This window comes from Limibacillus sp. MBR-115 (genome assembly GCF_040549425.1).
Lineage (GTDB): Bacteria > Pseudomonadota > Alphaproteobacteria > Kiloniellales > CECT-8803 > Limibacillus > Limibacillus halophilus.
The window spans coordinates 198,746-221,235 of the sequence record NZ_JBEPTJ010000004.1 but is presented as its reverse complement, the minus strand read 5'-3'; the positions used below and the strand labels follow the sequence as shown (position 1 = coordinate 221,235).

At 59.8% G+C, this 22,490-nt stretch carries 22 protein-coding genes; 18 read left to right on the top strand and 4 right to left on the bottom strand.

All coding sequences use genetic code 11. The features are described from left to right. The first annotated feature begins 15 nt into the window (after window positions 1–15). The 7 genes from ccrA to ABIE63_RS10725 all read left to right on the top strand — a co-directional run bounded on the left by ccrA (window position 16) and on the right by ABIE63_RS10725 (window position 6,830). A complete protein-coding gene (gene ccrA, locus ABIE63_RS10755) occupies window positions 16–1,326 on the top strand; it encodes a crotonyl-CoA carboxylase/reductase (RefSeq protein ID WP_183416878.1) in 1,311 nt (436 codons plus the stop codon). Window positions 1,327–1,353: 27 nt separating this feature from the next. After that, window positions 1,354–3,057: an acyl-CoA dehydrogenase family protein gene (locus ABIE63_RS10750; RefSeq protein ID WP_354504471.1), complete on the top strand. Its 1,704-nt coding sequence runs from the start codon at window positions 1,354–1,356 to the stop codon at window positions 3,055–3,057. Window positions 3,058–3,111: 54 nt separating this feature from the next. Beyond that, window positions 3,112–3,306, top strand: coding sequence for a twin transmembrane helix small protein (locus ABIE63_RS10745; protein ID WP_183416881.1), 195 nt, complete (start codon window positions 3,112–3,114; stop codon window positions 3,304–3,306). 16 nt (window positions 3,307–3,322) lie between these two features. Next, window positions 3,323–3,886, top strand: a complete 564-nt coding sequence (locus tag ABIE63_RS10740) for a cob(I)yrinic acid a,c-diamide adenosyltransferase (protein WP_183416882.1) — start codon at window positions 3,323–3,325, stop codon at window positions 3,884–3,886. A gap of 238 nt (window positions 3,887–4,124) precedes the next feature. Further along, window positions 4,125–4,874, top strand: coding sequence for an electron transfer flavoprotein subunit beta/FixA family protein (locus tag ABIE63_RS10735; RefSeq protein WP_183416883.1), 750 nt, complete (start codon window positions 4,125–4,127; stop codon window positions 4,872–4,874). Between the two features lie 3 nt (window positions 4,875–4,877). Continuing rightward, window positions 4,878–5,810 (top strand): electron transfer flavoprotein subunit alpha/FixB family protein, encoded by a 933-nt coding sequence (locus ABIE63_RS10730; protein ID WP_183416884.1) that lies wholly within the window; start codon window positions 4,878–4,880, stop codon window positions 5,808–5,810. Window positions 5,811–5,936: 126 nt separating this feature from the next. After that, on the top strand, window positions 5,937–6,830 hold the full coding sequence (locus ABIE63_RS10725; RefSeq protein ID WP_354504470.1) for a 3-hydroxybutyryl-CoA dehydrogenase: 894 nt from the start codon (window positions 5,937–5,939) through the stop codon (window positions 6,828–6,830). An 82-nt stretch (window positions 6,831–6,912) separates the two neighbouring features. Here ABIE63_RS10725 and ABIE63_RS10720 read toward each other — a convergent pair whose 3' ends face one another. Further along, window positions 6,913–7,545, bottom strand: a complete 633-nt coding sequence (locus tag ABIE63_RS10720) for a DUF6134 family protein (protein ID WP_354504469.1) — start codon at window positions 7,543–7,545, stop codon at window positions 6,913–6,915. 115 nt (window positions 7,546–7,660) lie between these two features. On the opposite strand from ABIE63_RS10720, the gene ABIE63_RS10715 reads away from it, so the two are divergent. Beyond that, window positions 7,661–8,308 (top strand): class I SAM-dependent methyltransferase, encoded by a 648-nt coding sequence (locus ABIE63_RS10715; RefSeq protein WP_354504468.1) that lies wholly within the window; start codon window positions 7,661–7,663, stop codon window positions 8,306–8,308. A gap of 29 nt (window positions 8,309–8,337) precedes the next feature. On the opposite strand, the gene ABIE63_RS10710 is transcribed toward ABIE63_RS10715, so the two are convergent. Next, entirely contained in the window at window positions 8,338–8,940 is a 603-nt protein-coding gene (locus ABIE63_RS10710; protein WP_354504466.1) for a redoxin domain-containing protein, read from the bottom strand. A gap of 15 nt (window positions 8,941–8,955) precedes the next feature. Here ABIE63_RS10710 and argH point away from each other — a divergent pair, with 15 nt between their 5' ends. Genes argH through ABIE63_RS10690 form a run of 4 tightly spaced genes read left to right on the top strand, consistent with a single transcriptional unit; the run spans window position 8,956 to window position 14,488 of the window. Further along, window positions 8,956–10,383 carry an argininosuccinate lyase gene (argH, locus tag ABIE63_RS10705; protein WP_354504465.1) on the top strand — a complete coding sequence of 476 codons (1,428 nt, stop codon included), beginning with the start codon at window positions 8,956–8,958 and terminating at the stop codon, window positions 10,381–10,383. 9 nt (window positions 10,384–10,392) lie between these two features. Then, window positions 10,393–10,590 carry a lipoprotein gene (locus tag ABIE63_RS10700; protein ID WP_183416957.1) on the top strand — a complete coding sequence of 66 codons (198 nt, stop codon included), beginning with the start codon at window positions 10,393–10,395 and terminating at the stop codon, window positions 10,588–10,590. Further along, window positions 10,590–11,888: a diaminopimelate decarboxylase gene (gene lysA / locus ABIE63_RS10695; protein WP_354504463.1), complete on the top strand. Its 1,299-nt coding sequence runs from the start codon at window positions 10,590–10,592 to the stop codon at window positions 11,886–11,888. The genes ABIE63_RS10700 and lysA overlap by 1 nt, the downstream gene beginning before the upstream one ends. A 20-nt stretch (window positions 11,889–11,908) precedes the next feature. Beyond that, window positions 11,909–14,488 (top strand): TIGR02302 family protein, encoded by a 2,580-nt coding sequence (locus ABIE63_RS10690; RefSeq protein WP_354504461.1) that lies wholly within the window; start codon window positions 11,909–11,911, stop codon window positions 14,486–14,488. Window positions 14,489–14,514: 26 nt separating this feature from the next. Here ABIE63_RS10690 and ABIE63_RS10685 read toward each other — a convergent pair whose 3' ends face one another. Further along, window positions 14,515–15,162 carry a DUF3426 domain-containing protein gene (locus tag ABIE63_RS10685; RefSeq protein ID WP_354504460.1) on the bottom strand — a complete coding sequence of 216 codons (648 nt, stop codon included), beginning with the start codon at window positions 15,160–15,162 and terminating at the stop codon, window positions 14,515–14,517. A gap of 219 nt (window positions 15,163–15,381) precedes the next feature. Here ABIE63_RS10685 and ftsE point away from each other — a divergent pair, with 219 nt between their 5' ends. The 5 genes from ftsE to ABIE63_RS10660 all read left to right on the top strand — a co-directional run bounded on the left by ftsE (window position 15,382) and on the right by ABIE63_RS10660 (window position 20,714). Further along, on the top strand, window positions 15,382–16,062 hold the full coding sequence (gene ftsE / locus ABIE63_RS10680) for a cell division ATP-binding protein FtsE (protein ID WP_183416893.1): 681 nt from the start codon (window positions 15,382–15,384) through the stop codon (window positions 16,060–16,062). Further along, entirely contained in the window at window positions 16,059–16,940 is an 882-nt protein-coding gene (locus tag ABIE63_RS10675; protein ID WP_354504459.1) for an FtsX-like permease family protein, read from the top strand. The genes ftsE and ABIE63_RS10675 overlap by 4 nt, the downstream gene beginning before the upstream one ends. 18 nt (window positions 16,941–16,958) lie before the next feature. Continuing rightward, entirely contained in the window at window positions 16,959–17,564 is a 606-nt protein-coding gene (locus ABIE63_RS10670; protein ID WP_183416895.1) for a YdcF family protein, read from the top strand. A 3-nt stretch (window positions 17,565–17,567) separates the two neighbouring features. Next, window positions 17,568–18,284 (top strand): lysophospholipid acyltransferase family protein, encoded by a 717-nt coding sequence (locus tag ABIE63_RS10665; RefSeq protein ID WP_354504458.1) that lies wholly within the window; start codon window positions 17,568–17,570, stop codon window positions 18,282–18,284. Between the two features lie 78 nt (window positions 18,285–18,362). Further along, window positions 18,363–20,714 carry an adenosylcobalamin-dependent ribonucleoside-diphosphate reductase gene (locus ABIE63_RS10660; RefSeq protein WP_354504457.1) on the top strand — a complete coding sequence of 784 codons (2,352 nt, stop codon included), beginning with the start codon at window positions 18,363–18,365 and terminating at the stop codon, window positions 20,712–20,714. 15 nt (window positions 20,715–20,729) lie between these two features. Here the strand turns inward: ABIE63_RS10660 and ABIE63_RS10655 are convergent, their stop codons facing one another. After that, window positions 20,730–21,338 carry a gamma-glutamylcyclotransferase gene (locus ABIE63_RS10655; RefSeq protein WP_354504456.1) on the bottom strand — a complete coding sequence of 203 codons (609 nt, stop codon included), beginning with the start codon at window positions 21,336–21,338 and terminating at the stop codon, window positions 20,730–20,732. A gap of 111 nt (window positions 21,339–21,449) precedes the next feature. On the opposite strand from ABIE63_RS10655, the gene ABIE63_RS10650 reads away from it, so the two are divergent. After that, entirely contained in the window at window positions 21,450–22,487 is a 1,038-nt protein-coding gene (locus ABIE63_RS10650; protein ID WP_354504455.1) for a DUF2125 domain-containing protein, read from the top strand. The last annotated feature ends 3 nt before the right edge of the window (window positions 22,488–22,490 follow it).

The following is a 22,490-nucleotide window of genomic DNA, read 5'->3' as shown; positions in this document are numbered from 1 at the left end:
GAAAGGGAAAGAGGCATGAGCCAAGGTACAAATCAGGCCACGAAGAGTCAGGAAGCTGACGTGATAACGCTCGATACGCCTCAGCGGCCGCAAAAGGCGCTTTATGAAATCGGCGAAATTCCTCCGCTCGGCCACGTTCCTAAACAAATGTACTCCTGGGCGATTCGCCCGGAGCGGCACGGGCCGCCCGAACAAGCCATGCAGCTTGAGGTCGTCGATACGCCGAGCATCGATCCCCAGGAGGTTCTGGTGATGGTGATGGCGGCGGGCGTGAACTACAACGGCGTGTGGGCCGGGCTCGGGACTCCAATCTCAGTTTTTGACGTGCATAAGGCCGATTACCATATTGCCGGGTCCGATGCCGCGGGGATCGTCTGGGCAGTCGGCGACAAGGTAAAGCGCTGGAAGGTCGGCGACGAGGTTGTCATCCACTGTAACCAGGACGACGGCGACGACGAGGAGTGCAACGGCGGCGACCCCATGTTCAGTCCCAGCCAGCGTATTTGGGGATACGAAACCCCGGATGGCTCCTTCGCCCAGTTCACGCGCGTTCAGGCGCAGCAGCTCATGCCGCGGCCAAAGCATCTGACCTGGGAAGAAAGCGCCTGCTATACGCTGACCTTGGCGACGGCCTACCGCATGCTCTTCGGGCATCGGCCTCATATCCTGCGACCCGGTCATAATGTGTTGGTCTGGGGTGCTTCGGGTGGCCTTGGCTCCATGGCCATTCAGCTCATCGCGACTGCCGGCGCGAACGCCATTGGCGTCATCTCAGACGATAGTAAGCGCGATTTCGTCATGCAGATGGGCGCCAAGGGCGTCATCAACCGCAAGGATTTCAACTGCTGGGGCCAACTGCCGCCGGTTAATTCTCCAGAATACAAGGAGTGGTTCAGCGAAACGCGCCGCTTCGGCAAAGCCATTTGGGATATCACCGGCAAGGGCAATAACGTCGACTTCGTCTTCGAGCACCCGGGCGAGGCGACTTTCCCGGTCTCCTGCTTCGTGGTCAAACGCGGTGGCATGATCGTGTTCTGCGCGGGCACCACCGGCTATAATATCACCTTCGACGCCCGCTATGTCTGGATGCATCAGAAGCGCATCCAGGGTAGCCACTTCGCCAACCTGAAGCAGGCCAGCCAGGCCAACAACCTGGTCGTCGAGCGCCGCCTTGACCCCTGCATGAGCGAGGTCTTCTCGTGGGACGATATTCCCCGCGCCCACACCAAGATGTGGAAGAACGAGCACAAGCCGGGCAACATGGCGGTTCTCGTCCAGGCGAAACGGCCAGGTCTTCGCACACTGGAAGATGTGGTCGAAGGCTGACATCGACAGAGGGCTTGGGAGCGGATCATGAACCACGCAAAAGCCGTCCCGGCATCGGAGGGCTCTCCAGGAGTGCGCCTTCCCGCGCTCCTGGAGACCTGCTCGAAAGCTCTCGCGGCGGCAGAAATCTATGGCGCTGCCGCCCGCCAGGGTCTGATCGCCCTAGTCGCGCCGAACGGCAGGGTCGACGGAGACCTGTTGGAGCGTGAACAGTTCGCCGCCCACGGCTATGCCTGGCTGGCGACTTACCTCGCGGCGCTGCGTGAGATGCTGGCTTGGGCGACCCACCTGGAAACCGCCGGGAAACTGGGCGAGCTCGAAACCCTCATGTTGCAGGCCGCATACGGCGAGTATCTGAATCAGATTTTGGGCGGGCTACCTCTCAGTCAGGTCGAAGTCGTGCGGCCTGACGACCTCAAGGCCGACGCAGCCGCCCGATTGCTGGCTCAGAACGAAGCGGTCGCCACTCTTTGCCGCTCGGGAAACACCGCTGCCCTGCGGAGTCGGCTTGCCACGCTTCTCGCCGAGGCCCTGGAGGGCGGTTCATTCGGCGACGCGGACCTGGGCGATGAAACCCTGGTGATGATCCGCGATCAATTTCGCAGGCTCGCGGATGAACACCGCGAAGCCGCCCACGGCTGGCACCGCGACGACAGCTTGATCCCGATGGAGGTCGTCCAGCAGCTTGCCGATCTTGGTGTCTTTGGCCTGACGATCCCCGAAGAATGGGGCGGTTTGGGCCTTGGCAAGACTGCCATGTGTGTTGTGACCGAGGAGCTGTCGCGCGGCTACATCGGCCTTGGGTCACTCGGAACCCGTTCGGAGATTGCCGCCGAGCTCATACGCCTTGGCGGTACCGAGTCGCAAAAAGCTCACTGGTTGCCCCGCATCGCCAGCGGCGAGATTCTACCAACCGCCGTCTTCACCGAACCGGGCACCGGCTCCGATCTCGGCTCTCTCAAGACGCGCGCGATCAAGGACGTCCAAACCTATCGCATTACCGGCAACAAGACCTGGATCACCCACGCGGGACGCAGCGACATTATGACGCTCCTGGCGCGGACCGACCCGACCGAGACGGGCTATAAGGGCCTTTCCATGTTCATCGCCGAGAAGCCACGTGGCAGCGATGCCGACCCCTTTCCGGCTCAGGGTATGACAGGCGGCGAGATCAAGGTGCTCGGCTACCGCGGTATGAAAGAGTACGAACTGGCTTTCGACGGCTTCGCGGTGGCGGCGGAAAACTTGCTCGGCGGCGTCGAAGGCGAAGGCTTCAAGCAACTGATGGCGACCTTTGAGTCGGCCCGCGTCCAAACGGCCGCACGGGCGGTCGGCGTTGCCCAATGCGGGCTGGAACTCGGTCTTGCCTACGCCCGTGAGCGCCTGCAGTTCGGCAAACCTATCTATAGCTTCCCGCGCGTGTCGGGGAAGCTCGCCTGGATGGCCGTCGAGACCATGATCGCCCGGCAACTGACCTACCACGCAGCGCGCGAGAAGGACAGCGGCCGACGCTGTGATATCGAGGCGGGGATGGCGAAGCTGTTGGCCGCGCGCGTCGCTTGGGCCAATGCCGATAACGCCTTGCAGATACACGGCGGCAACGGCTATGCGGAGGAGTATCCGATCTCGCGGGTGCTGTGCGATGCGCGCATCCTCAACATCTTCGAAGGTGCCGCGGAGATCCAGGCGCATGTCATCGCCCGCGGCCTGCTGGCGCCAGGACGGAACTAACCGCATCGGTTTCTTTTCTCGACCGCCAAAGGCAAAGGGCCTATATCGACGGATATGAGCAACTTGATTTTCATACTGATCGGCATCGCAATGGCAATCACCCTGGGCGTGCTGTTCGCTGGCATCGTCGTTATGGCCAAGGGTGGCCAAGTCAATGCCAAGTACGGGAACAAACTGATGCGTGCGCGCATCATCGCACAGGGTTGCGCTTTAGCGCTCCTGGTGCTGGCATTCCTTATCGGCAAGTGAACGGGGGAACCGTGCGATGGTGCAACTGACGCGCATCTACACACGTGGCGGCGATAAGGGAAAGACCTCGCTGGGCAATGGCCAGCGACGCCCCAAGTATGATCGGCGGATCAGCGCCTACGGCACAGTTGACGAAGCAAACGCGGTTCTGGGGATCGCCCGCCTGCACTGCGATGGGCGGTTGGACGAAATGCTCGGCCGTTTGCAGAATGACCTTTTCGACTTGGGTGGCGATCTTTGCACACCCGAGGAAGACAATCCGAAGTATCCTCCCTTGCGCATTGCCCCTGAACAGGTGTTGCGACTGGAGCGGGAGATCGACGAACTTAACGCCGATCTGCAGCCTTTGAAGTCCTTCGTCCTTCCCGGTGGTAGTGCAGCCGCTGCATACCTGCATCTCGCCCGGACCGTGGCCCGCCGCGCGGAGCGGGAAATGGTCGAATTGGCGGAAATCGAAACGGTCAACGCAGAGGCGATTCGCTATATCAATCGCCTCTCCGATTTGCTGTTCGTCATGGCCCGGTGGGCCAATGACCAAGGCCACGCGGAAGTGCTTTGGGTGCCGGGACAGAACCGCTGACTTTGCTCTGCAGGGCAGTGAGTTCAAGAAAGGCGGAAAACGTACAGTAATGGACGCTCCGGGTCGATTGACTCGCTTCGGGCATGAAATTATTGTGCAGGCGCGAAAAACGCCGGGAGCGAGCCTGGGCAAACGGCGGAAATAAACTGCCCGCCGATGGTGCCGGGGCTCAAAACTATAATATCCGCGTCGGTGGCCCCGCCAGGAGGCCGCTCGCGCGACGGACCGAGAGGGACCCATGAAAGTTCTCGTCCCCGTGAAACGGGTGATTGACTACAACGTGAAGGTGCGTGTGAAGGCGGACCAGAGCGGCGTCGAGTTGGCCAATGTCAAGATGGCCATGAACCCCTTCGATGAGATCGCCATAGAAGAGGCGATCCGGATGAAGGAATCAGGCAAAGCAACCGAAGTCGTGGCAGTCTCAATCGGCCCGGCGCAAGCGCAGGAAACCATCCGCACGGCCTTGGCCATGGGTGCTGATCGCGGCATTCTGGTGCAGACCGATGAACTGGTTGAACCCCTGGCCGTTGCCAAGATGCTCAAAGCACTGGTCGAGAAGGAAGAGCCCGGAATCGTACTTCTCGGCAAGCAGGCCATCGATGACGACGCCAATCAGACCGGCCAAATGCTTGCCGGCCTGTTGGGCTGGCCTCAGGGCACCTTTGCCTCGAAGCTGTCTTTCGAAGGCGATGGACTCAAGGTTACGCGCGAAGTGGACGGCGGCTTGGAAGCCATTCAAGTCAAGCTACCGGCGATCGTGACGGTCGACCTGCGCCTTAACGAACCGCGCTATGCCTCGCTGCCGAACATCATGAAAGCCAAGAAGAAGCCTATCGATACCATGGCGCCCGCCGATCTGGGCGTCGAGGTAGCGGCACGGCTGAAGGTCTTGAAAGTCACCGAACCGCCGAAGCGCGCGGGCGGTGTCAAGGTCGCGAACGTCGCCGAACTGGTCGATAAGCTCAAGAACGAAGCGAAGGTGATCTGAACCATGGCCATTCTCGTAATCGCAGAACATGATGCACAGAACCTGGCGCCGGCGACCCTGAATACTCTGGGCGCTGCAAAGGCGATCGGCGGCGACATCCATGTGCTTGTTGCCGGTCAGAACATCGGCGGCATCGCCGAACAGGCCGCCAAGGTCGAAGGCGTCGCCAAGGTGTTGAAGGCGGATGCTGAGGCTTATGCGCACTCCGTCGCCGAAGCTCTGACGCCCCTGATCGTTGCGCAAGCGGCCAACTACAGCCACGTCCTGGCGCCCGCCACGACTTTTGGCAAGAATGTGTTGCCACGTGCGGCAGCGCTCTTGGACACGCAGCAGATTTCCGACATCTCCGGCGTCGAAAGTGCCGATACCTTCGTGCGCCCAATCTATGCGGGCAATGCGTTGGCGACGGTTCAGTCCAGCGACGCCATCAAGCTGATCACCGTCCGTTCGACGGCTTTCGAGCCGGTTGCTGCCGAAGGCGGCTCCGCCGCCATTGAAGATGTCCCTGCGACGGAGAGCCAGAACCTCGTCAGCTTCCTGGGTCAGGAGCTGACGAAGTCCGAGCGTCCGGAATTGACTACGGCAAAGATCGTTATCTCCGGTGGCCGCGGCATGCAGTCTGGCGAGAACTTCGTCATGCTTGAGCGTATCGCCGACAAGCTGGGTGCCGCTGTTGGCGCCAGCCGTGCCGCAGTGGACGCGGGCTTTGTGCCGAACGACTATCAGGTCGGCCAGACTGGCAAGGTCGTGGCGCCTGACCTCTACGTCGCGGTCGGTATTTCCGGCGCCATCCAGCATCTGGCGGGCATGAAAGACTCCAAGGTGATCGTCGCTATTAACAAGGACGAGGAAGCGCCGATTTTCCAAGTGGCCGACTATGGGCTTGTGGCAGACCTCTTTGAGGCTGTCCCGGAACTGGAGAAAGAGCTGGGCTAGAAACGACCTGAGCCGGCGATAAGCCGGAATTGAAGCACCGATGCGGCGAAGGTCGCCGCATCGGTGTCTTGCCCTTCCATCCGGAAAGGCGCAAAACGAAAAAGACAAAAGAGATAGGCAAACTCAATGAGTGAATCGACCCTGCCCGAAATCAAGACAGTCGGCGTCATCGGCGCCGGTCAAATGGGGAGCGGCATTGCCCACGTCTGTGCGCTGGCCGGATTGAATGTCCTCGTGTCTGATATCAGCGAAGCGCAACTCGAAAAGGGTGTTGCTTCGATCGGCCACAATCTTGATCGGCAGATCAAGAAGGGGTTGATCTCGGAAGCTGACAAGAGCGCCGTTCTGGATCGCATTTCGACCGGCACCAGTCACGATATTTTTGGCGATTGCGATATCGTCATCGAAGCCGCGACCGAGAACGAAGAAATCAAGCGCAGTATCTTCAAGGAGCTCTGCCAGCATTTGCGGGACGACGCGATCATCGCGAGCAACACCTCCTCGATCTCGATCACCCGTCTGGCATCCAACACTGACCGCCCGGGCCGATTCATCGGCATGCATTTCATGAACCCGGTGCCGTTGATGCAGTTGGTCGAGTTAATCCGAGGTATCGCCACCGACGAGGACACCTTCGCCAGCGTCAAGCAATTTACCGACAAGTTAGGCAAGAACGCCGTTGCGGCGGAAGATTTCCCCGCCTTCATCGTCAACCGTATCCTGTTGCCGATGATCAACGAGGCCGTCTACACGCTCTACGAGGGCGTTGGTTCGGTGGAAGCCATCGATACCGCGATGCGATTGGGTGCCAACCACCCAATGGGACCGTTGGAACTGGCGGATTTCATTGGCCTGGATACCTGCCTGGCCGTGATGTATGTGCTTTACGAGGGCCTTGCCGATTCCAAATATCGCCCCTGCCCGCTGCTCGTGAAGTATGTCGAGGCTGGTTGGGTCGGTCGCAAATCGGGGCGCGGGTTCTACGATTATTCGGGCGACAAGCCGGTTCCGACCCGCTGATTACCGCCGCCGAAGAATGCAAAAAGCCCCGGCTACACACCGGGGCTTTTTTGCGCTGCTAGATTGTGGCCACTGGTCTCCGTCAGCGGCGCCGATATTCGATCTGTGAATCCCGACTGACGAAAGTCATCAGCAACAACCGACCCTGGTCGTCATACCAGAGATCTCGGGCGAAGGCGCCGCCGGTGCGCAGATGTTCGGCTTCAAAAGTGCCCGCGGGCACCGTAATGCTTTCCGTGCCCAGGTTCTCGAGCATTACCGGATCATAGATTTCGTCGCTTTGCGCCGAAAGCCCCTTGGCTTTGCCAGTTGCCAGGGCGCGATTCCAGTCGGGAACCGGCGCAAAATCCGCACCGAAGCTCTCCGTAGTACCGTTGACCGTTCGCTCGTATCCTTCGCCATTCTTGACAAGTTGCAGGGAATAGGGCGTTCCATCATCGTCGGTTTCGGCTTCGAGATGCACGAGATTGCCGCCGTCCCATGTCTCGACACGGCGGTGGGTCCGGCGATAGACCGTCACGAAGAGCGCCTTGACGGATACTTCCATGGTGACCGTCACTTGATCGCCCGCAATCTCGACGACCTGGGCGCCGACATCACTGCCGTCGCGCAGTATCTCGTATCTCAAGGTTTCTGCCGTTGCGGTCTGCCAGGCCGACAAACCCAGAAAAACGACGATCGCCCAAAAGCAACGCAGCCAAGTCCTGTACCGCAAAACCAGCCTCCAAAATTTGCTCGCTATCCACTTGAGCATTATATCGCTCTCAGACCTACAAGATCGCAGTTTTTTGTCGTATGCTCGTTTCGGGAGAATACAAGCGAGGCTACACGTGAGTTATGAATTCGACCCGAGCCTGAAAAAATATCAGCAAAATCCAGCCACCTGGGGTGCCAAGGACCCACGATACCAGCAAGCGAACACGCACGATCTGTTTCGCGAAAAACTGAAGGCCATGCACCAACCGCGCGTTTTGGAGATCGGCGTCAAGCGCAGTATTCCGGATCGCCCCACCATTCATCGCGGTTGGGCCCCACACGCCTCGTCTTACATCGGCGTTGATCTCGAAGACGGTCTCGATGTCGATGTGGTTGCCGACATACACGAACTGAGCCACCACATTTCGCCCAACAGCATCGATGCTTTGTTGTGCATCTCGGTACTGGAGCACGTTGAACGCCCCTGGGTCGCCGCCTGTGAGATCGCGAAGGTCCTAAAGCCGGGCGGATGGGTCTTCTGCGCAACGCATCAGACGTTCCCGATTCACGGGTTCCCAAAGGACTATTGGCGTTTCACCCGAGAGGCGCTGGAATCATTGTTCAGCCCGGAGGTTGGTTTCGCCGACGTTACGTCGTTCTATGCCTTTCCCTGTGATATACGAGCCGAGGAAGCAAGCGACACCTGGCAGCACTTTTCCTTCCTTCATGCCTCGATCGTGGCGCGGAAGGAGTGTGACCCCAAGGAGTGGGTTTTGCGATAGCCCGGCCGCATGCAGCGGCATAGGTGGGATCAACTGTCCTTGGGCTTGTCTGCCAGGTAATAGCGAATCAGGTCCAGGACTTCCGGCGCGTCCCATTCAAGCGGACCCTCACTTCCGCCCACGAGGCGCCCCTGGCGATCTACCAGATAGGTCGAGGGCAGGCCGCGCAACCCATACTCCTGTGCGTACTCACCTCTAGGGTCTAGGAAAATCGCAAGATTCTCCAGCCCCAGGCGCTGGTAGAAGGGCAGCACGGCATCGATCCCGCCGCGATCGATCGATACGGCCATTACCTTGAAACCCTCGGCGGAAAGCGCGGCCTGTAGCCGGTCGAGTGAAGGCATCTCCCGCACGCAAGGTGCGCACCAAGTGGCCCAGAAGTTCACCAGAACCACCTGCCCGCGATAGTCCGCAATCGAAACCGCTTCGCCAAATTCCCCGGACATGGTCTTGTTCGGCGCTGGAACCGGCTCGTCGAGCAGGGTAAAGTTGCCCTCCAACTGACCCTTGAGGGGCGGTTGATCGACAGCAGCAAGCGAAGGCGCAAACGGCACGGCCAACGCCAGCAAGAAGACGAACACCAAGCCGTATCCGATGACACGACGTATTTTTTTCCGATTTAGGGGCAGCAAGACGCAATCTCCATCATGACAGCATCCAAGAAAAAGAACGGCAACGAAAGCACCCAGGATTCCAGCGCCAACAGCATGTGGGGCGGTCGTTTCAGCGAAGGCCCCGCCGAGGTTATGGAGCGTATCAACGCCTCGATAGGCTTTGACAAGAAACTCTATGCCCAGGATATCGCCGGTTCCAAGGCGCACTGCCGCATGCTGATGAAACAAAAAATCATCTCCAAACAAGATGGTGAGCAGATCCTCAAAGGTCTAGACACGATCCTGCGAGAAATTGAAGCGGGCGATTTTGTTTTCGACGCCAAGCTGGAAGATATCCACATGAACGTGGAAGCCCGCTTGTCGACCCTCATCGGCGCAGCGGCAGGAAGGCTGCACACGGCAAGGTCGCGCAACGATCAGGTGGCGACGGATTTCCGCCTCTGGGTGCGCGGTGCCCTGGATGATCTGGATCTGGCTGTGCAGGGCTTGCAAGCCGCACTGATCGATCAGGCCGCCGCCAATGCAGAGACGATCATGCCGGGCTACACGCATCTGCAAGTCGCCCAGCCGGTTACACTCGGCCACCATTTTTTGGCTTATGTAGAGATGCTGGGCCGCGACCGCGGCCGCCTGAGCGATGCACGGGCGCGGCTTAATGAAAGCCCGCTGGGTGCGGCGGCCCTTGCCGGGACGGCGTTTCCCATCGACCGCGAAATGACCGCCCGCGAACTGGGTTTCGATCGAGCGATGGCAAACTCCCTGGATGCGGTATCGGACCGCGACTTCGCGATGGAGTTCCTGGCGGCCGGGTCGATTATCGCCATCCACCTCTCGCGGCTGGCTGAAGAATTGGTGCTTTGGACCAACCAGGGTTTTGCCTTCGTGGAGCTGTCGGACTCCTTTACTACCGGGTCTTCGATCATGCCGCAGAAGAAAAACCCCGATGCCGCCGAGTTGATCCGCGGCAAGTCAGGCCGTGTCATCGGTGCCCTCAACAGCCTCCTGGTTACCATGAAAGGGCTACCGCTAGCCTATGGCAAGGACATGCAGGAAGACAAAGAGCCCGTGTTCGACGCCGCCGATACGTTGTTGGTTTCGGTCACGGCCATGCAGGGCATGATTGCCGATTTGAAGGCGCGGCCAGACAAACTGCTGGCCGCAACCACGGCCGGGTTCATCACCGCAACCGATTTGGCGGACTGGCTGGTGCGCGAACTCGGGCTGCCATTCCGGCAGGCGCATCATGTCACCGGCAGCCTGGTTGCCGAAGCCGAGCGTGCCGGATGCGACTTGGCGGAGTTGCCGCTGAGCAAGATGCAGGCTGTCGAACCCGCTATTCACGGTGGCGTTTTTTCCGTTCTCTCGGTAGAAAAGGCGGTCGCGTCACGCCGCAGCTATGGCGGTACGGCGCCGGACCAGGTGCGGGCTCAGGTTGCACGCGCTCGTGAACGATTTTTGTGAGGAAGCCTCATGACCCGACGCTTGTTGCTGATGACACTGCTGATGGCCGCCACGGCGGGCCTGTCGGCCTGCGGCAAGCGGGGCGATCCGCATTTGCCGGAAGGCACGGTCGGCACCTATCCGCGCGCCTACCCGGACCCCGCCACGGTACGCCCGAATACAAGTGCGGGTAACAGCGGTCAGGAATCCGAAGAGCAGACAAACTGATGAACAGCACGGCCCTCTTGCCGCAGGAAGGTTTTTCCTTCCGCGAAGGTCTTCTTCATGCCGAAGGCGTTCCCATCGACCGGATCGCCGAACAGGTCGGCACGCCTTTTTACCTCTATTCTTCGAGTGCGATGGAAGCGGCCTATCAGCGCTTCACCGCCGCGCTTGCCGGGCTCAATGCCAAGGTTTTCTACGCGATGAAAGCCAACAGCAATCAGGCCGTCGTGCGCAGTTTCGCCGAATGGGGTGCCGGGTCGGATGTCGTCTCCGAAGGCGAGTTGCGGCGCGCTTTGGCAGCCGGCGTGCCTGGCAACAGAATCGTCTTTGCCGGCGTCGGCAAGACGCAGCGGGAGATGGCCTTTGCCTTGGAGGCCGGCATTCTACAATTCAATGTGGAGTCCCTGCCGGAGTTGGAGCAGCTCAATCAGGTTGCTCTGAGCATGGGCCGAACGGCGCCGGTCGCCTTGCGCGTAAACCCGAACGTCGATGCCCAAACCCACACCAAGATTGCCACCGGCCGCAAGGCCGACAAGTTCGGTATCGATCTTGACCACGCACGCACCCTCTACCGCGATGCACAGGCCATGAAGGGGATTGCCGTCGAAGGGTTGGCGGTTCACATCGGATCGCAATTGACGCGCATGGAGCCTTTCCGCGACGCTTTTCAGAGGACGGCGGATTTTTACCGCGAGATGCAAGCCGCCGGAGTTCCGTTGCTGCGTCTTGATCTGGGCGGCGGTTTAGGTGTGCCTTATCATCACGATCAGGCACCCGATCTGCAGCGTTATGCCGAAATTGTGAAGGAAACGACGGCGGGCTTAGGTGCCGAGCTCGCCTTCGAGCCGGGCCGCTACCTCGTTGCTTCGGCAGGCCTTCTGGTAACCAGGGTCGTCTTCGTTAAGGAAGAACGCGGGCGCCGTTTCATCATCGTCGACGGTGCGATGAACGACCTGATCCGCCCAACGCTTTATGAAGCCTGGCACAACATCATTCCCTTACGTCAGGCCGATTCCGGGGCCGAACTGACGCCCTGCGACGTGGTCGGGCCGGTATGCGAATCTGGTGATTTCTTTGCCAAGGAACGCGATCTCCCGCCGCTGAAGAGCGGCGATCTTCTGGCGCTTTGCGACGCTGGCGCCTACGGCTCCGCCATGGCGTCGAATTATAATTCACGGCCATTGGTGCCCGAAGTCATGGTGCGCGGTGATGAGATGGCGGTCGTGCGTCCGCGCCAGGATTATGCCACAATGATTGCCCAAGATCGTTTGCCCGGTTGGCTCCCCGCCCTACATAATTAGTCAGGCGGCCCGGCCGGACGGTGATTGAAACCACCGTTTTGCAAGAGCAGTCTGGTGGCAAGGGAGTTCTGGCACTGGTGACGGAACGCAAGCGTGCCGAGGAAACACTAAAGGACCTGGAAGGTGTGAAGCCTCTGGTCTTGGTGGCGCGTTCGTTCCTGTTTTGGGAGAAACTTTGGCCCGCTCTCTGGCCGTCCCTGGCAGTGCTTCTGGTCTTTGTCAGCCTCGCCCTGAGCGACGCGCTCACGCTTTTGCCCGGCATCCTACATTTATTTGTCCTGCTCGCCTTCGCAATGGCTTTGGCCGCCAGTCTGTGGGTTGGATTGCGACGGGTCCGGTTACCCAACACGACAGCGGGACTGCGCCGCTTGGAGAACGATAGCAATCTGCGCCACAGGCCCCTCACCGCTTTGGCCGAAATCCAGGAAAGCGGCACCGCCGACCCGCAGAGCCGCCGGCTATGGGAAGCGCACCGCCATAGCGTACAGCAACAGTTCAAGAATCTTCGGCTGAAGGTGCCGAGCCCCGGTTTGCCGGTGCGCGATCCGATAGCCGTGCGCGTGCTGCTGAGTTTGGTGCTTCTGGTTACGCTGGTGCGCGCTGGCGACGACTGGCAGGAGAATCTGATCCGGTCGGTCCAACCGCACCTATCCGGCGCAGTTGCCGCTAATAACATTCAGCTTGATCTCTGGGTCTCGCCCCCCGCCTACACCGGTCAAGCACCCCTGGTGCTGGCAACAGCGAATTCCGACAATACGGCGGATGACGAGCCCGATAGCGCAATCGATCAGCCCGTACAGCACTACGAGGTGCCGCAAAGCAGCAGTTTGCTCGTGCAAATTCAAGGTGGCGAGGGTCCGGCATCGGCGACGATCAACGGACTTTCGACCGCAACCTTCAAGACATTGTCGGGCAACAGCTTGCGGGCGGAAGGCACGATCAGCGGGTCCGGCACCCTTCAGGTTACCCGTGGTGGTGAGACGCTTGGCAGTTGGAATATCACCGTCATCGCTGATGAAGTACCAACAATCGAGTATCTGAGCCCGCCCCAACGCAGCGAACGGGCATCGTTGCAGGTCAAGTACAATGCCGCCGACGATTATGGAGTCGCCTCCGTATCTTTACGGGTCACGCTTTATGATCGGCCCGACCTTGCGCCCGAGTTGGTGGAACTGCTGCGCCCACGACCCGGCATCACCGATATCGACCAAAGCAGCTTTCAGGATTTCACGCCACACTCCTGGGCCGGCCTGCCGGTCGAATTGACCCTGTTGGTCGAAGACGCACTGGGTCAGAAAGGCGAGAGCGATCGGATACTCACGGTGTTGCCGGAGCGTATCTTCCAGCATCCGGTCGCCCGCGCGCTGGTGGAGCAGCGCAAGGCCTTGACGCAGGACCCCGAGAAACGTTTTCCCGTCGCCCGCGTGCTGGCGCAGCTTTACCAACGGCCGGAGCACTTTTTCGACGACATCGTGGTCGCCCTGGCCATACACAGCGCGCAGCGGCGCCTGCTTTTCGACAAGAGCGACGAGGCCATCCCCGCCGTGCAGGATTTGCTATGGAAAACAGCGCTTCGTATCGAGGAGGGCGAGCTGTCGCTTGCCGAACGGGATTTGCGGGAGATCATGGAGGCGTTGCAGCGCGCGCTTGCTGAAGGCGCTCCCGATGAAGTCATAAAACGCTTGATGGATCAGTTGCAGGCTGCCCTGGATCGCTACATGGACGAACTGGCACGCCAAGCCATCAAGGACCTGAATGAAGGTAATTTTCCGCAAGCCAATATCGATGACAACAGCCAGACAATGGGCCGCGAGGATTTGCAACAGTTGCTCGACGCAGCCCGTCAGATGACCGAAGCCGGCGCCAACGAGAGCGCCCGCGAACTTCTCGCCCAGTTGCAGCAGATGCTCGAAAACATGCGCGCCGCCACGAGCGGCTCGCAGGAAGCCCGTGAGCGCCGGGAAGCTATGGAAACCATGGAGCGCATGAACGGCATGTTGGGCCGTCAGCGCGAATTGTTGGACCGCAGCTTCGAACGCTCGCAACGGGGCGAAGGCGATCAGGGGCAGCCACAGGGCGAAGGCGAGGACGGGCGCGACCAAAATCGTGGCGAAAACCAGCGCGATGCGTTTAGCCAACAACGCTTGCGCGACGAACTCGGCCAGATGATGGAGCAACTTCGGGGCATGTTCGGCGGCGATGTTCCGCAATCCCTGGGTGAAGCACAAAATGAAATGCAGAGCGCCGAAGAGGCACTGCGCGGTGATCAACCCGGTCATGCCGTCGAACCACAGCGTCGCGCCTTACAGGGGCTTCAGCAGGGCGCGCAAAGCCTTGTTGATCGCTTCATGCAGCAACTTGGCCAAGGCCAGGGTGGCAGCGCCGGAACCTTCGGCGAAGGCCCTGGCACCAGACGCGACCCGTTGGGCCGCAACCCGGAGGGGCAAGGCATGGGGCGTGTGGAGGGTGTCGAGGTTCCCGGTGTCTCCGAGCGGGAGCGCGCGCTCGGCATCAAACGGGAGTTGCAACGCCGCGCCGGTGAACGTGATCGACCACGGTTTGAACTGGACTATCTGGAAAGACTGCTCCGCCCCTTCTGAGAATGGGGATGACAAGGACGAAGGCGCTACTCTGGTTCGATGAAACGGATCGCAGCCTCGGTCTGAACCGAAGGCGCGTCGCGAAGCGTACTGGAGAAAAACACCTTTTCACCCGCTAGCAGACTGGGGCGCGGAAGCGGCGTCACCCAACGCTCCAGCTCCTCACCGGCCTGATCGATCAGACGAATTTGCAAAGCGGGCAGCGTTTTCTCGGAATTCGTCGGATTCTCAACAGTCCCCTCGACGATCAGTGTTCGCGTTCCCTCGTCGAGACGGGACACCGAACGGACCCCTGTCAGCAGCAATCCCTCGCCGGGTACACTGTCAACAAAGCTCAGGGAATCATAAAAGGTCGCCATCCCTGGAAACTGCCGCACCAACGAATCACGGCCCAACCATAGGATCATCGCGACGCTGACGACCACCAACAACGCAGCCAACAGGATGGTGGATACCCTGCCGTTCGTCCCTGGCGAATCGGCATCGCCCGAGGTCTCCTTTAGCTTGCTGCGAAGGCTTTCGACCGGATCGGCTACGGGTTCTTCTTCCAGGTCTTCCTGCTGGGCATGCCACTGGTGGCTACAAAGATGGCAGCGGACCTTCGCACCCGAATCGCTCAATTGCCCACCATCGATCTGGTATCGGGTGGCACAGGAGGGACAGGTGAGAATCATGAATTACCCATTTCTTTTCGGCGCGGCTCGAATTATGGGCCACTTTAGGTAGGCTCCCCAAGACGTGCAAGCCGTCGCAGACCCCTTTGCGAAGAGAGAGAGCCAAGGCTATTGTCCCAGAAGGCGTTTGTCCCGGCGTCGCTTGTCACAACGAACCCGGGGCGAGTGATCTCGAATCGAAAGACCGGAAGCGGTCCAACGGGCGGCAGGAGAAGAAGCTTGATCCAATTCGAGGATGTGGCGGTGCGCTATGGCAGGATGGCAGATGTCCTGTCGGACGTCACCTTTCGCCTTGAGCCGGGATCGTTCCACTACGTCAGCGGACCCAGTGGCGCCGGAAAATCTTCGCTATTGAAACTGATGTATCTGGCCATGCCTCCGACGCGCGGACGCATCAGCCTGTTCGGCCGCGATGTGGAGAGTCTGGACCGAAACGAGCGCGCCCTGCTCAGACGCATGGTCGGCGTGGTTTTCCAGGAATTCCGGCTGCTCAATCACCTGACGGTTTTCGAGAATGTCGCCCTGCCGATGAAAATCTCCGGCGAACGCCCGTCGCGGCGCCAGGCCCATGTCAAGGAACTGTTGGAATGGGTTGGCCTTGGCAGTCATCTTCATGCCGCCCCCTTGACGCTCTCAGGCGGCCAGCAACAACGTGTCGCCATCGCCCGGGCGGTCATCACGCGGCCAAAACTTCTGATCGCCGATGAACCGACAGGCAACATGGATGATCGAATGGCTGTCAGGCTCATGTACCTATTCGAGGAGTTGAACCGGATCGGCACTACGGTGGTGATCGCCACTCACAACGATCGTTTGATCGAGCGCTTTGCGCACCCGGTCATACATTTGAATGAAGGCCGACTGTCGATCCTGGAGCCAGGTGAGCAGGTGCTCGCATGATCTGGCGCAGCGACGTACCGCTACAAAGAGACCCTTCGGCGAGATTTCTTCCGCTGCTCGTTGGCTTCATGGTGTTCCTTGCTGCCCTGGCGCTGGGCGCCTCGCTGGCGATGAACCGTGTCGTGGGCGAGTGGGAAACCGCCTTCACAGGAAAACTAACTGTGCAGTTGCCGCCCCCGGAGGAAAGTGGCGGGGACCAGAAGCAACGCCTCGACAAGGTCGTGGCGCTGTTGGAGGCGGTACCAGAAGTCACCGACCTTCACGTTCTGCCGGAGGCGGAAACCCGCGCGCTCGTCGAGCCCTGGCTTGGCGCTGGCGCAAACGTCGAGGAATTGCCAATTCCAGATCTCATCGCGGTCTCATTTGACAGCGGGAGTGATCCCGATGTCACTGGCCTTGCTATTCGCATTGAAGAAGCGGTGCCGGGGGCAACTCTGGACAATCATCAGCAGTGGTTGTCTGACGTACTGGAAAGTATGCGCTTGTTGGAGATCGTAGCCCTATTGGTGGTTATCGTGGTCGGCTTTGCGGCAGTGCTGGCGGTCATCTTCGTGACCCGAACCGGCCTCGCAATCCACCGTGATGTGATCCAATTACTACACTTGATTGGCGCCAAGGACAGTTATGTGGCGCAGCAATTTCAGCGACACGCGCTCGTATTGGGATTGAAGGGCGGTATCATCGGACTGCTTCTGGCGCTGCCTGCTATTTTCCTGATCGGAAAGTTCCTCGGCAGCAGTCAAACCGCGATCCTACCGACTGTCGATTTCGGTTGGTTCGAATGGACCGCCCTTGTCAGTCTGCCGTTCCTCGCTGCCTTAATAGCCAATTTGACGGCTCGCCGCACCGTCATGCGAACTTTATCCCGACTATCTTGACCGGGCGCTGCTATGCGAATGCACTTCAGACCCACCCGCCATCGATTGGCAAAACGCCTGGGCTTGCTGCTTTTTCCCTTGTTGGCCGCCTGGATAGCCGGACTTATATGGTTTGCCGCGCAAATTCCCGACAATGAGGAAACTTCGACGACTGCAAATGATGCCATCGTCGTTCTGACAGGCGGGAGCGAGCGACTGGGCGAAGGCGTTCGGCTGTTGGCCGAAGGGCAGGGCAAGAAGCTCTTCGTTTCCGGGGTTTATCGAGGAGTCGACGTGCGTGCCTTGCTACGGTTGTCACAAGATGCCCCGGAAGAACTGGCGTGCTGTATCACCCTCGGTTACGAAGCGGATGATACGCGCGGAAATGCCCGGGAGACGGCTGCCTGGATCGCAGAAGAAGGGTATAGCTCCCTCCGCCTCGTCACGGCAGCCTACCACATGCCGCGAAGCCTATTACTGTTCCGCCGTGCCATGCCCGATGTTGCCATCCTGCCGCACCCTGTTTTTCCTGAAGGTTTTCGCAGGGAGGACTGGTGGTTACGTCCGCGCAGCGCCTGGCTGCTGATCAATGAATACAGCAAGTTTCTAGTCGCCTTGGCAGTTAATCACATTCGGGACATCTAAGGGATGCGTTACCTAGGCTCCATAGCGTTCAATATCCTCTTTGTCGTCTGGACCTTGCTGATTTTCATTATCGGCCTGCCGGTGCTCTTGCTCCCTACCCGCTATGTTTTTGCGTGGGGGTGCCTCTGGGCCTGGGTGACGTTGAAGTTGCTGCGCTTCATCGGCGGAGTCGACAGCCGTTTCATCGGTATGGAGAAACTGCCGGAGGGACCCTTCATCCTGGCCAGCAAGCACCAATCGACCTGGGATTCTTTGGTGCTGCCGCGCCTTGCGCCAAACTCCGCTTACGTGCTCAAGCGCGAGTTGACAGAGATTCCATTATTCGGTGCCTACGTGAAGCGGGCAGGTATGATCCCGGTGGACCGGGAAGCGGGCGCACCGGCTATTCGCTCAATGCTACAGCAGGCCAAGGCCGCCGTTGCCCAAGGCAAGATTATAGGCATCTATCCTCAGGGAACGCGCACGGCGCCGGGAACGAAGCTACCCTATCATCCGGGCGTCGCCGCGCTTTACACGCACTTGAAACTACCGGTGGTCCCTGTCGCCCTGAACTCGGGCCTTTTCTGGGCGCGCCGCGCCTGGTTCCTGCGCCCCGGCACGATCACGCTGGAGGTTCTCGACGTCATTGAGCCTGGCCTCGATCGCAAAACTTTCCTGTTGGAGCTGGAACGACGCATTGAAGAAGCCAGCGATCGCCTCGCCCGCGAGAGCGAACAATAAGGGAACATTTCTTGACCGACGACCCTTCGCCGCCTACTCTTTAGGCTAGGAGAGGTAGCCCAAAGCTGCCTGCTGACCATGACCAAAAAGGTAAAGACGGACAAGCGCGATCTGCCCCCCATCTCTCAGGACATCTGGGAGATGAAGTATCGATTGCGAGCCCTTTCCGGCGACGCGCTGGACGAGACACTTGACGATTCCTTCCACCGCGTCGCCAAAGCCTTGGCTGCTGCCGAGGAAAAGCCGGACGACTGGGAGTCTCCCTTCTTCGAGGCCATGCGCGACCTGCGGTTCCTTCCTGCCGGACGCATTCTTGCAGGGGCTGGCAGCGACCGTGACGTCACGTTGTTTAACTGCTTCGTCATGGGGCAGATTCCCGACAGTATGGATGGCATTTTCAGCCAACTCCGGGAAGCGGCCCTAACGCTGCAAATGGGTGGCGGGATCGGCTACGATTTCTCGACCCTGCGCCCACGTGGCGCGGCTGTCATGGGCGTTGGCGCCGATGCGTCCGGCCCGCTCAGCTTCATGGATGTTTGGGATTCCATGTGCCGCACGATCATGAGCGCGGGTTATCGTCGGGGCGCGATGATGGGGACGCTGCGCTGCGATCACCCCGACATAGAAGATTTCATTGCCGCCAAACAGGATCCCGGCAGGTTGCGTATGTTCAACCTATCCGTCCTGGTGACGGATGCCTTCATGCAGGCTCTTCGCGAAGACAAAGATTGGGACCTGACCTTCAACGGCAAGGTGACACGCAGCCTGCGCGCGCGCGACCTCTGGGATAGGATGATGCGCGCGACCTATGACTATGCGGAACCCGGCGTGATATTCATCGACCGGATCAATCAGCAAAACAATCTCGCCTATGCCGAAGAGATTTTCGCGACGAATCCCTGTGGCGAGCAGCCTTTACCGCCCTACGGGGCCTGCCTGCTTGGGTCGGTGAATTTGGCGCGGATGATTGACAACCCCTTCAAGAAGACCGCGACGCTGAACATCGAGGCCTTGAAGAATACCATTGGAACCGCCGTGCGGATGCTTGACAACGCAATCGATGCGTCCCGCTTTCCGCTTCCGGCACAGCGCGACGAGGCCATGGCTAAACGGCGCATCGGCCTTGGCATAACCGGCCTGGCGGATGCCCTGATTTTCTGTGGCCAGCGCTATGGGAGTCGAGAGGCGGTTGCTACCGTCGAGCAATGGATGCGGGCATTCCGCGACGCCGCTTACGAGACCTCCATAGAACTCGCCAGGGAAAAGGGCGCGTTCCCGCTCTTCGAGAAGGAACCCTACCTGAACAGCCCGCAGGTCAAGGACTTACCCGAGACGCTCCGCCAAGCGATTGGCGAGCATGGTATCCGTAATGGTCTTGTTACCTCGGTCGCGCCGACAGGTACCATTTCCCTTCTTGCCGGCAATGTATCCTCAGGCCTGGAACCGGTGTACGCCTTCAGTTACCGCCGTAATATTCTGCTGCCGGACGGTAGCAGCCGCCAAGAAATCGTCGAAGATCATGCCATGCGCCGGTTCCGCAAGATGTTCGGTGACACAGCAGAAGTTCCCGAAAGCTTTGTCGACGCCCAGCATCTGGAGCCCGGTGCTCATTTGGTCATGCAGGCAACGGTGCAGCGTTTCATTGATTCTTCGGTTTCCAAGACCATCAATCTGCCCGAGCAAATTTCATTCGATGGCTTCAAGGATGTGTACCTGCGCGCCTATGAAATGGGTTGCAAGGGATGCACGACCTACCGCCCCAACCCGACGACCGGCGCGGTACTGGAGCCCATGGCGGCGGTCGAGCAAGGTGACCCTGCGCCTGCCGCCGGGTCAATCGAGGCCGATGGCCAGGTCGTCTACATGTCCCAACCCCTGGACCGGCCGCAGGCCCTGCCGGGGCGCACCTACAAACTGCAGTGGCCCGAAAGCGATCACGCCATTTACATAACACTCAACGATATCGTGCAGGATCAGCGCCGGCGGCCTTTCGAAATCTTCATCAATTCCAAGAACATGGAGCATTACGCCTGGACCGTTGCTTTGACCCGCATGATCAGCGCCGTGTTCCGGCGTGGCGGTGACGTGTCCTTCGTCGTGGAAGAGTTGAAGGCCGTGTTCGATCCGCGCGGCGGCGCCTGGGTGAAGGGCCGCTACCTACCGTCGCTGTTGGCGGCCATTGGCGAAGTAATCGAGCGGCATATGCTGGATATCGGTTTTCTTGCTCGGCCCGAGACCTTGGTTGAACCGCAGCAGGAAACAGCGCGCGAAGGCGCTAAGAGCGACCCTCCCTATTCCATTTCTTCGCACAGCAGCCACCAGCCCGGCCAACGTGGTCCGGCACAGTGTCCCCGCTGTGGCGCAGCAGCTGTTATCAAACAGGAGGGTTGCGATCTCTGTACGGCTTGCGGTCATTCGCGCTGTTTCTAAGCCGTGTCAGCGAAGCTAGGTGGTTTCAACCAACTGCAAGAGCCTGTGCAGGCTGCGGTCATGCATGCCCAAAGCTTCCAGATGGCGGACGGTGTTGCGCAGATACTCCTGACATGCGCCTCGTTTGCCGGCACCTTGGCAAATCAAGGCGGCCGTTTCGCTGTCCGAAAGAGCGCCAGCATACTGCTTGTGATGCCGATCGACCACAAAACCAAGCGCCGTCACCGAACGTCCCCTGTCGTCCTTCAGAGCAAGCCAACGCGGGATATAGACCCCTGTCATCATCTCGCGCTCATAGAGATAAGCCATCACTTCGGCGCCCTCGGCGCGGGGGACACGGTAGGCCAGTCCCCAGCAGGATCCGCCGCGATCGAGGCCGAGCACCAGTCCCGGCCGCTCCGGAGTACCACGATAATTATAGGAATAAACGCAAAAACATCGGCGAAAGCCATGCAATCGGGTCGCACGCACTTCAAGATGCGGGAAGCCCGGGTCCCACATCAAGGAGCCATACCCGAAAACCCAATAGTCATCCCGAGGAATATCCATGGCCGGGCGTTTCAGGCCCTCCTGGGCCAAACGCCGTTCTAAAGTGGCAATTCGTTGGGATGCGGTTTCGGTCATGATTTTCGACATGATACTCAAAGAGATTGGGACGACAAGCGCCAGCCCAATGTTTACTATGGACTGACGGATTTTTTCCGACCAAAGAGAATCCCCAAAAAGAGAGGATCCATGTCGCGTCGCCTCCTTGTTTCGCTCGTTCTTTTGGTTGTCGCGTCAGGCTCGTTGTCCGGCCTTTGGTATTGGGGCACAGGGATCATGCTCTCCCGGATGAACGAATGGGCCGAAGCCCGAAGAGCGGAGGGAATTGCCGTTTCCTGGCAGAAGGCCGAGCGCGACGGCTTTCCTCTATCCATTGCGGGTCGAATAACCGCACCGGCGGTAGACCACCCCTTAGGGTGGCGCTGGTCCGGCGCGGCCTTGCGCATGGAGACGACCTTGGCGCGGCTTGACCGCTATGCCCTGCAAGCGCTGGGCGAACAAACGCTATCCTGGCCGGGCCTAACCGAAAACCAGACGCCAGCCAGCCTAGTCGCCGCCGAAGCGCGCGGGGAAGCAAGTTTCGATTTCGACGGCCAAGCGGAGTGGCTGGAAGTCACCTTGAAGGATTGGAAGGCGCGGGGGCCCTTCAAAGGCGAAGAAATCTCGGGCGACGGCGGCGATATCCGGCTGGAACGGGCAAAGAGCGACCTGGGATATCCGGAGGGCGCTCTGGGCCGAACCGAGGTTCGGGTTCGCCGCCTCGTCCTGCCGCCCGAATTCGAGGCCCCTCTGGGAAACGAGGTGGCTTTGCTCGACTTACAGGCGGTGTTGACAGGTAGCGCAGGCGACCTCAAAGCGACCCCAAGGGAAATTCTCGCTGAATGGCGCGACACCGGCGGGACATTGGATGTCATGCATTTGGCGCTCGATTGGGGGCCCCTCAGCGTCAAGGGCGACGGCAGAGTGACGCTGGATGATGCGTTTCGTCCGCTTGGCGCTTTCTCGCTGAAAGTAAAGGGGCTCGGCAAGACGCTCGACCTCCTGGCGCGCAAGGGCCTCATAGAAGGAAGCGCTGCTTTTGCGTTGCAGGCCGGGAGCTTAGCGCTTGGAAAGGTAGATCCCGAAGACGGGCGGGCGGAAATTCAGCTCCCCTTGACGCTCCAAGACGGCTGGCTGTCTCTCGGCCCCCTGCCTATTCTGAAGCTCAAGCCGCTGCCGTTGCCATAGTAA

What these genes read in the sequence shown, in the direction of transcription:
- ABIE63_RS10675 (WP_354504459.1), top strand. Translation starts at nt 16,059, where the DNA reads ATGATCTGGCGCAGCGACGTACCGCTACAAAGAGACCCTTCGGCGAGA.
- ABIE63_RS10660 (WP_354504457.1), top strand. Translation starts at nt 18,363, where the DNA reads ATGACCAAAAAGGTAAAGACGGACAAGCGCGATCTGCCCCCCATCTCT.
- ABIE63_RS10725 (WP_354504470.1), top strand. Translation starts at nt 5,937, where the DNA reads ATGAGTGAATCGACCCTGCCCGAAATCAAGACAGTCGGCGTCATCGGC.
- ABIE63_RS10740 (WP_183416882.1), top strand. Translation starts at nt 3,323, where the DNA reads ATGGTGCAACTGACGCGCATCTACACACGTGGCGGCGATAAGGGAAAG.
- ABIE63_RS10670 (WP_183416895.1), top strand. Translation starts at nt 16,959, where the DNA reads ATGCACTTCAGACCCACCCGCCATCGATTGGCAAAACGCCTGGGCTTG.
- ABIE63_RS10730 (WP_183416884.1), top strand. Translation starts at nt 4,878, where the DNA reads ATGGCCATTCTCGTAATCGCAGAACATGATGCACAGAACCTGGCGCCG.
- ABIE63_RS10650 (WP_354504455.1), top strand. Translation starts at nt 21,450, where the DNA reads ATGTCGCGTCGCCTCCTTGTTTCGCTCGTTCTTTTGGTTGTCGCGTCA.
- lysA (WP_354504463.1), top strand. Translation starts at nt 10,590, where the DNA reads ATGAACAGCACGGCCCTCTTGCCGCAGGAAGGTTTTTCCTTCCGCGAA.
- ABIE63_RS10655 (WP_354504456.1), bottom strand. Translation starts at nt 21,338, where the DNA reads ATGACCGAAACCGCATCCCAACGAATTGCCACTTTAGAACGGCGTTTG.
- ABIE63_RS10750 (WP_354504471.1), top strand. Translation starts at nt 1,354, where the DNA reads ATGAACCACGCAAAAGCCGTCCCGGCATCGGAGGGCTCTCCAGGAGTG.
- ABIE63_RS10665 (WP_354504458.1), top strand. Translation starts at nt 17,568, where the DNA reads ATGCGTTACCTAGGCTCCATAGCGTTCAATATCCTCTTTGTCGTCTGG.
- ABIE63_RS10745 (WP_183416881.1), top strand. Translation starts at nt 3,112, where the DNA reads ATGAGCAACTTGATTTTCATACTGATCGGCATCGCAATGGCAATCACC.
- ABIE63_RS10700 (WP_183416957.1), top strand. Translation starts at nt 10,393, where the DNA reads ATGACCCGACGCTTGTTGCTGATGACACTGCTGATGGCCGCCACGGCG.
- ccrA (WP_183416878.1), top strand. Translation starts at nt 16, where the DNA reads ATGAGCCAAGGTACAAATCAGGCCACGAAGAGTCAGGAAGCTGACGTG.
- ABIE63_RS10735 (WP_183416883.1), top strand. Translation starts at nt 4,125, where the DNA reads ATGAAAGTTCTCGTCCCCGTGAAACGGGTGATTGACTACAACGTGAAG.
- argH (WP_354504465.1), top strand. Translation starts at nt 8,956, where the DNA reads ATGACAGCATCCAAGAAAAAGAACGGCAACGAAAGCACCCAGGATTCC.
- ABIE63_RS10685 (WP_354504460.1), bottom strand. Translation starts at nt 15,162, where the DNA reads ATGATTCTCACCTGTCCCTCCTGTGCCACCCGATACCAGATCGATGGT.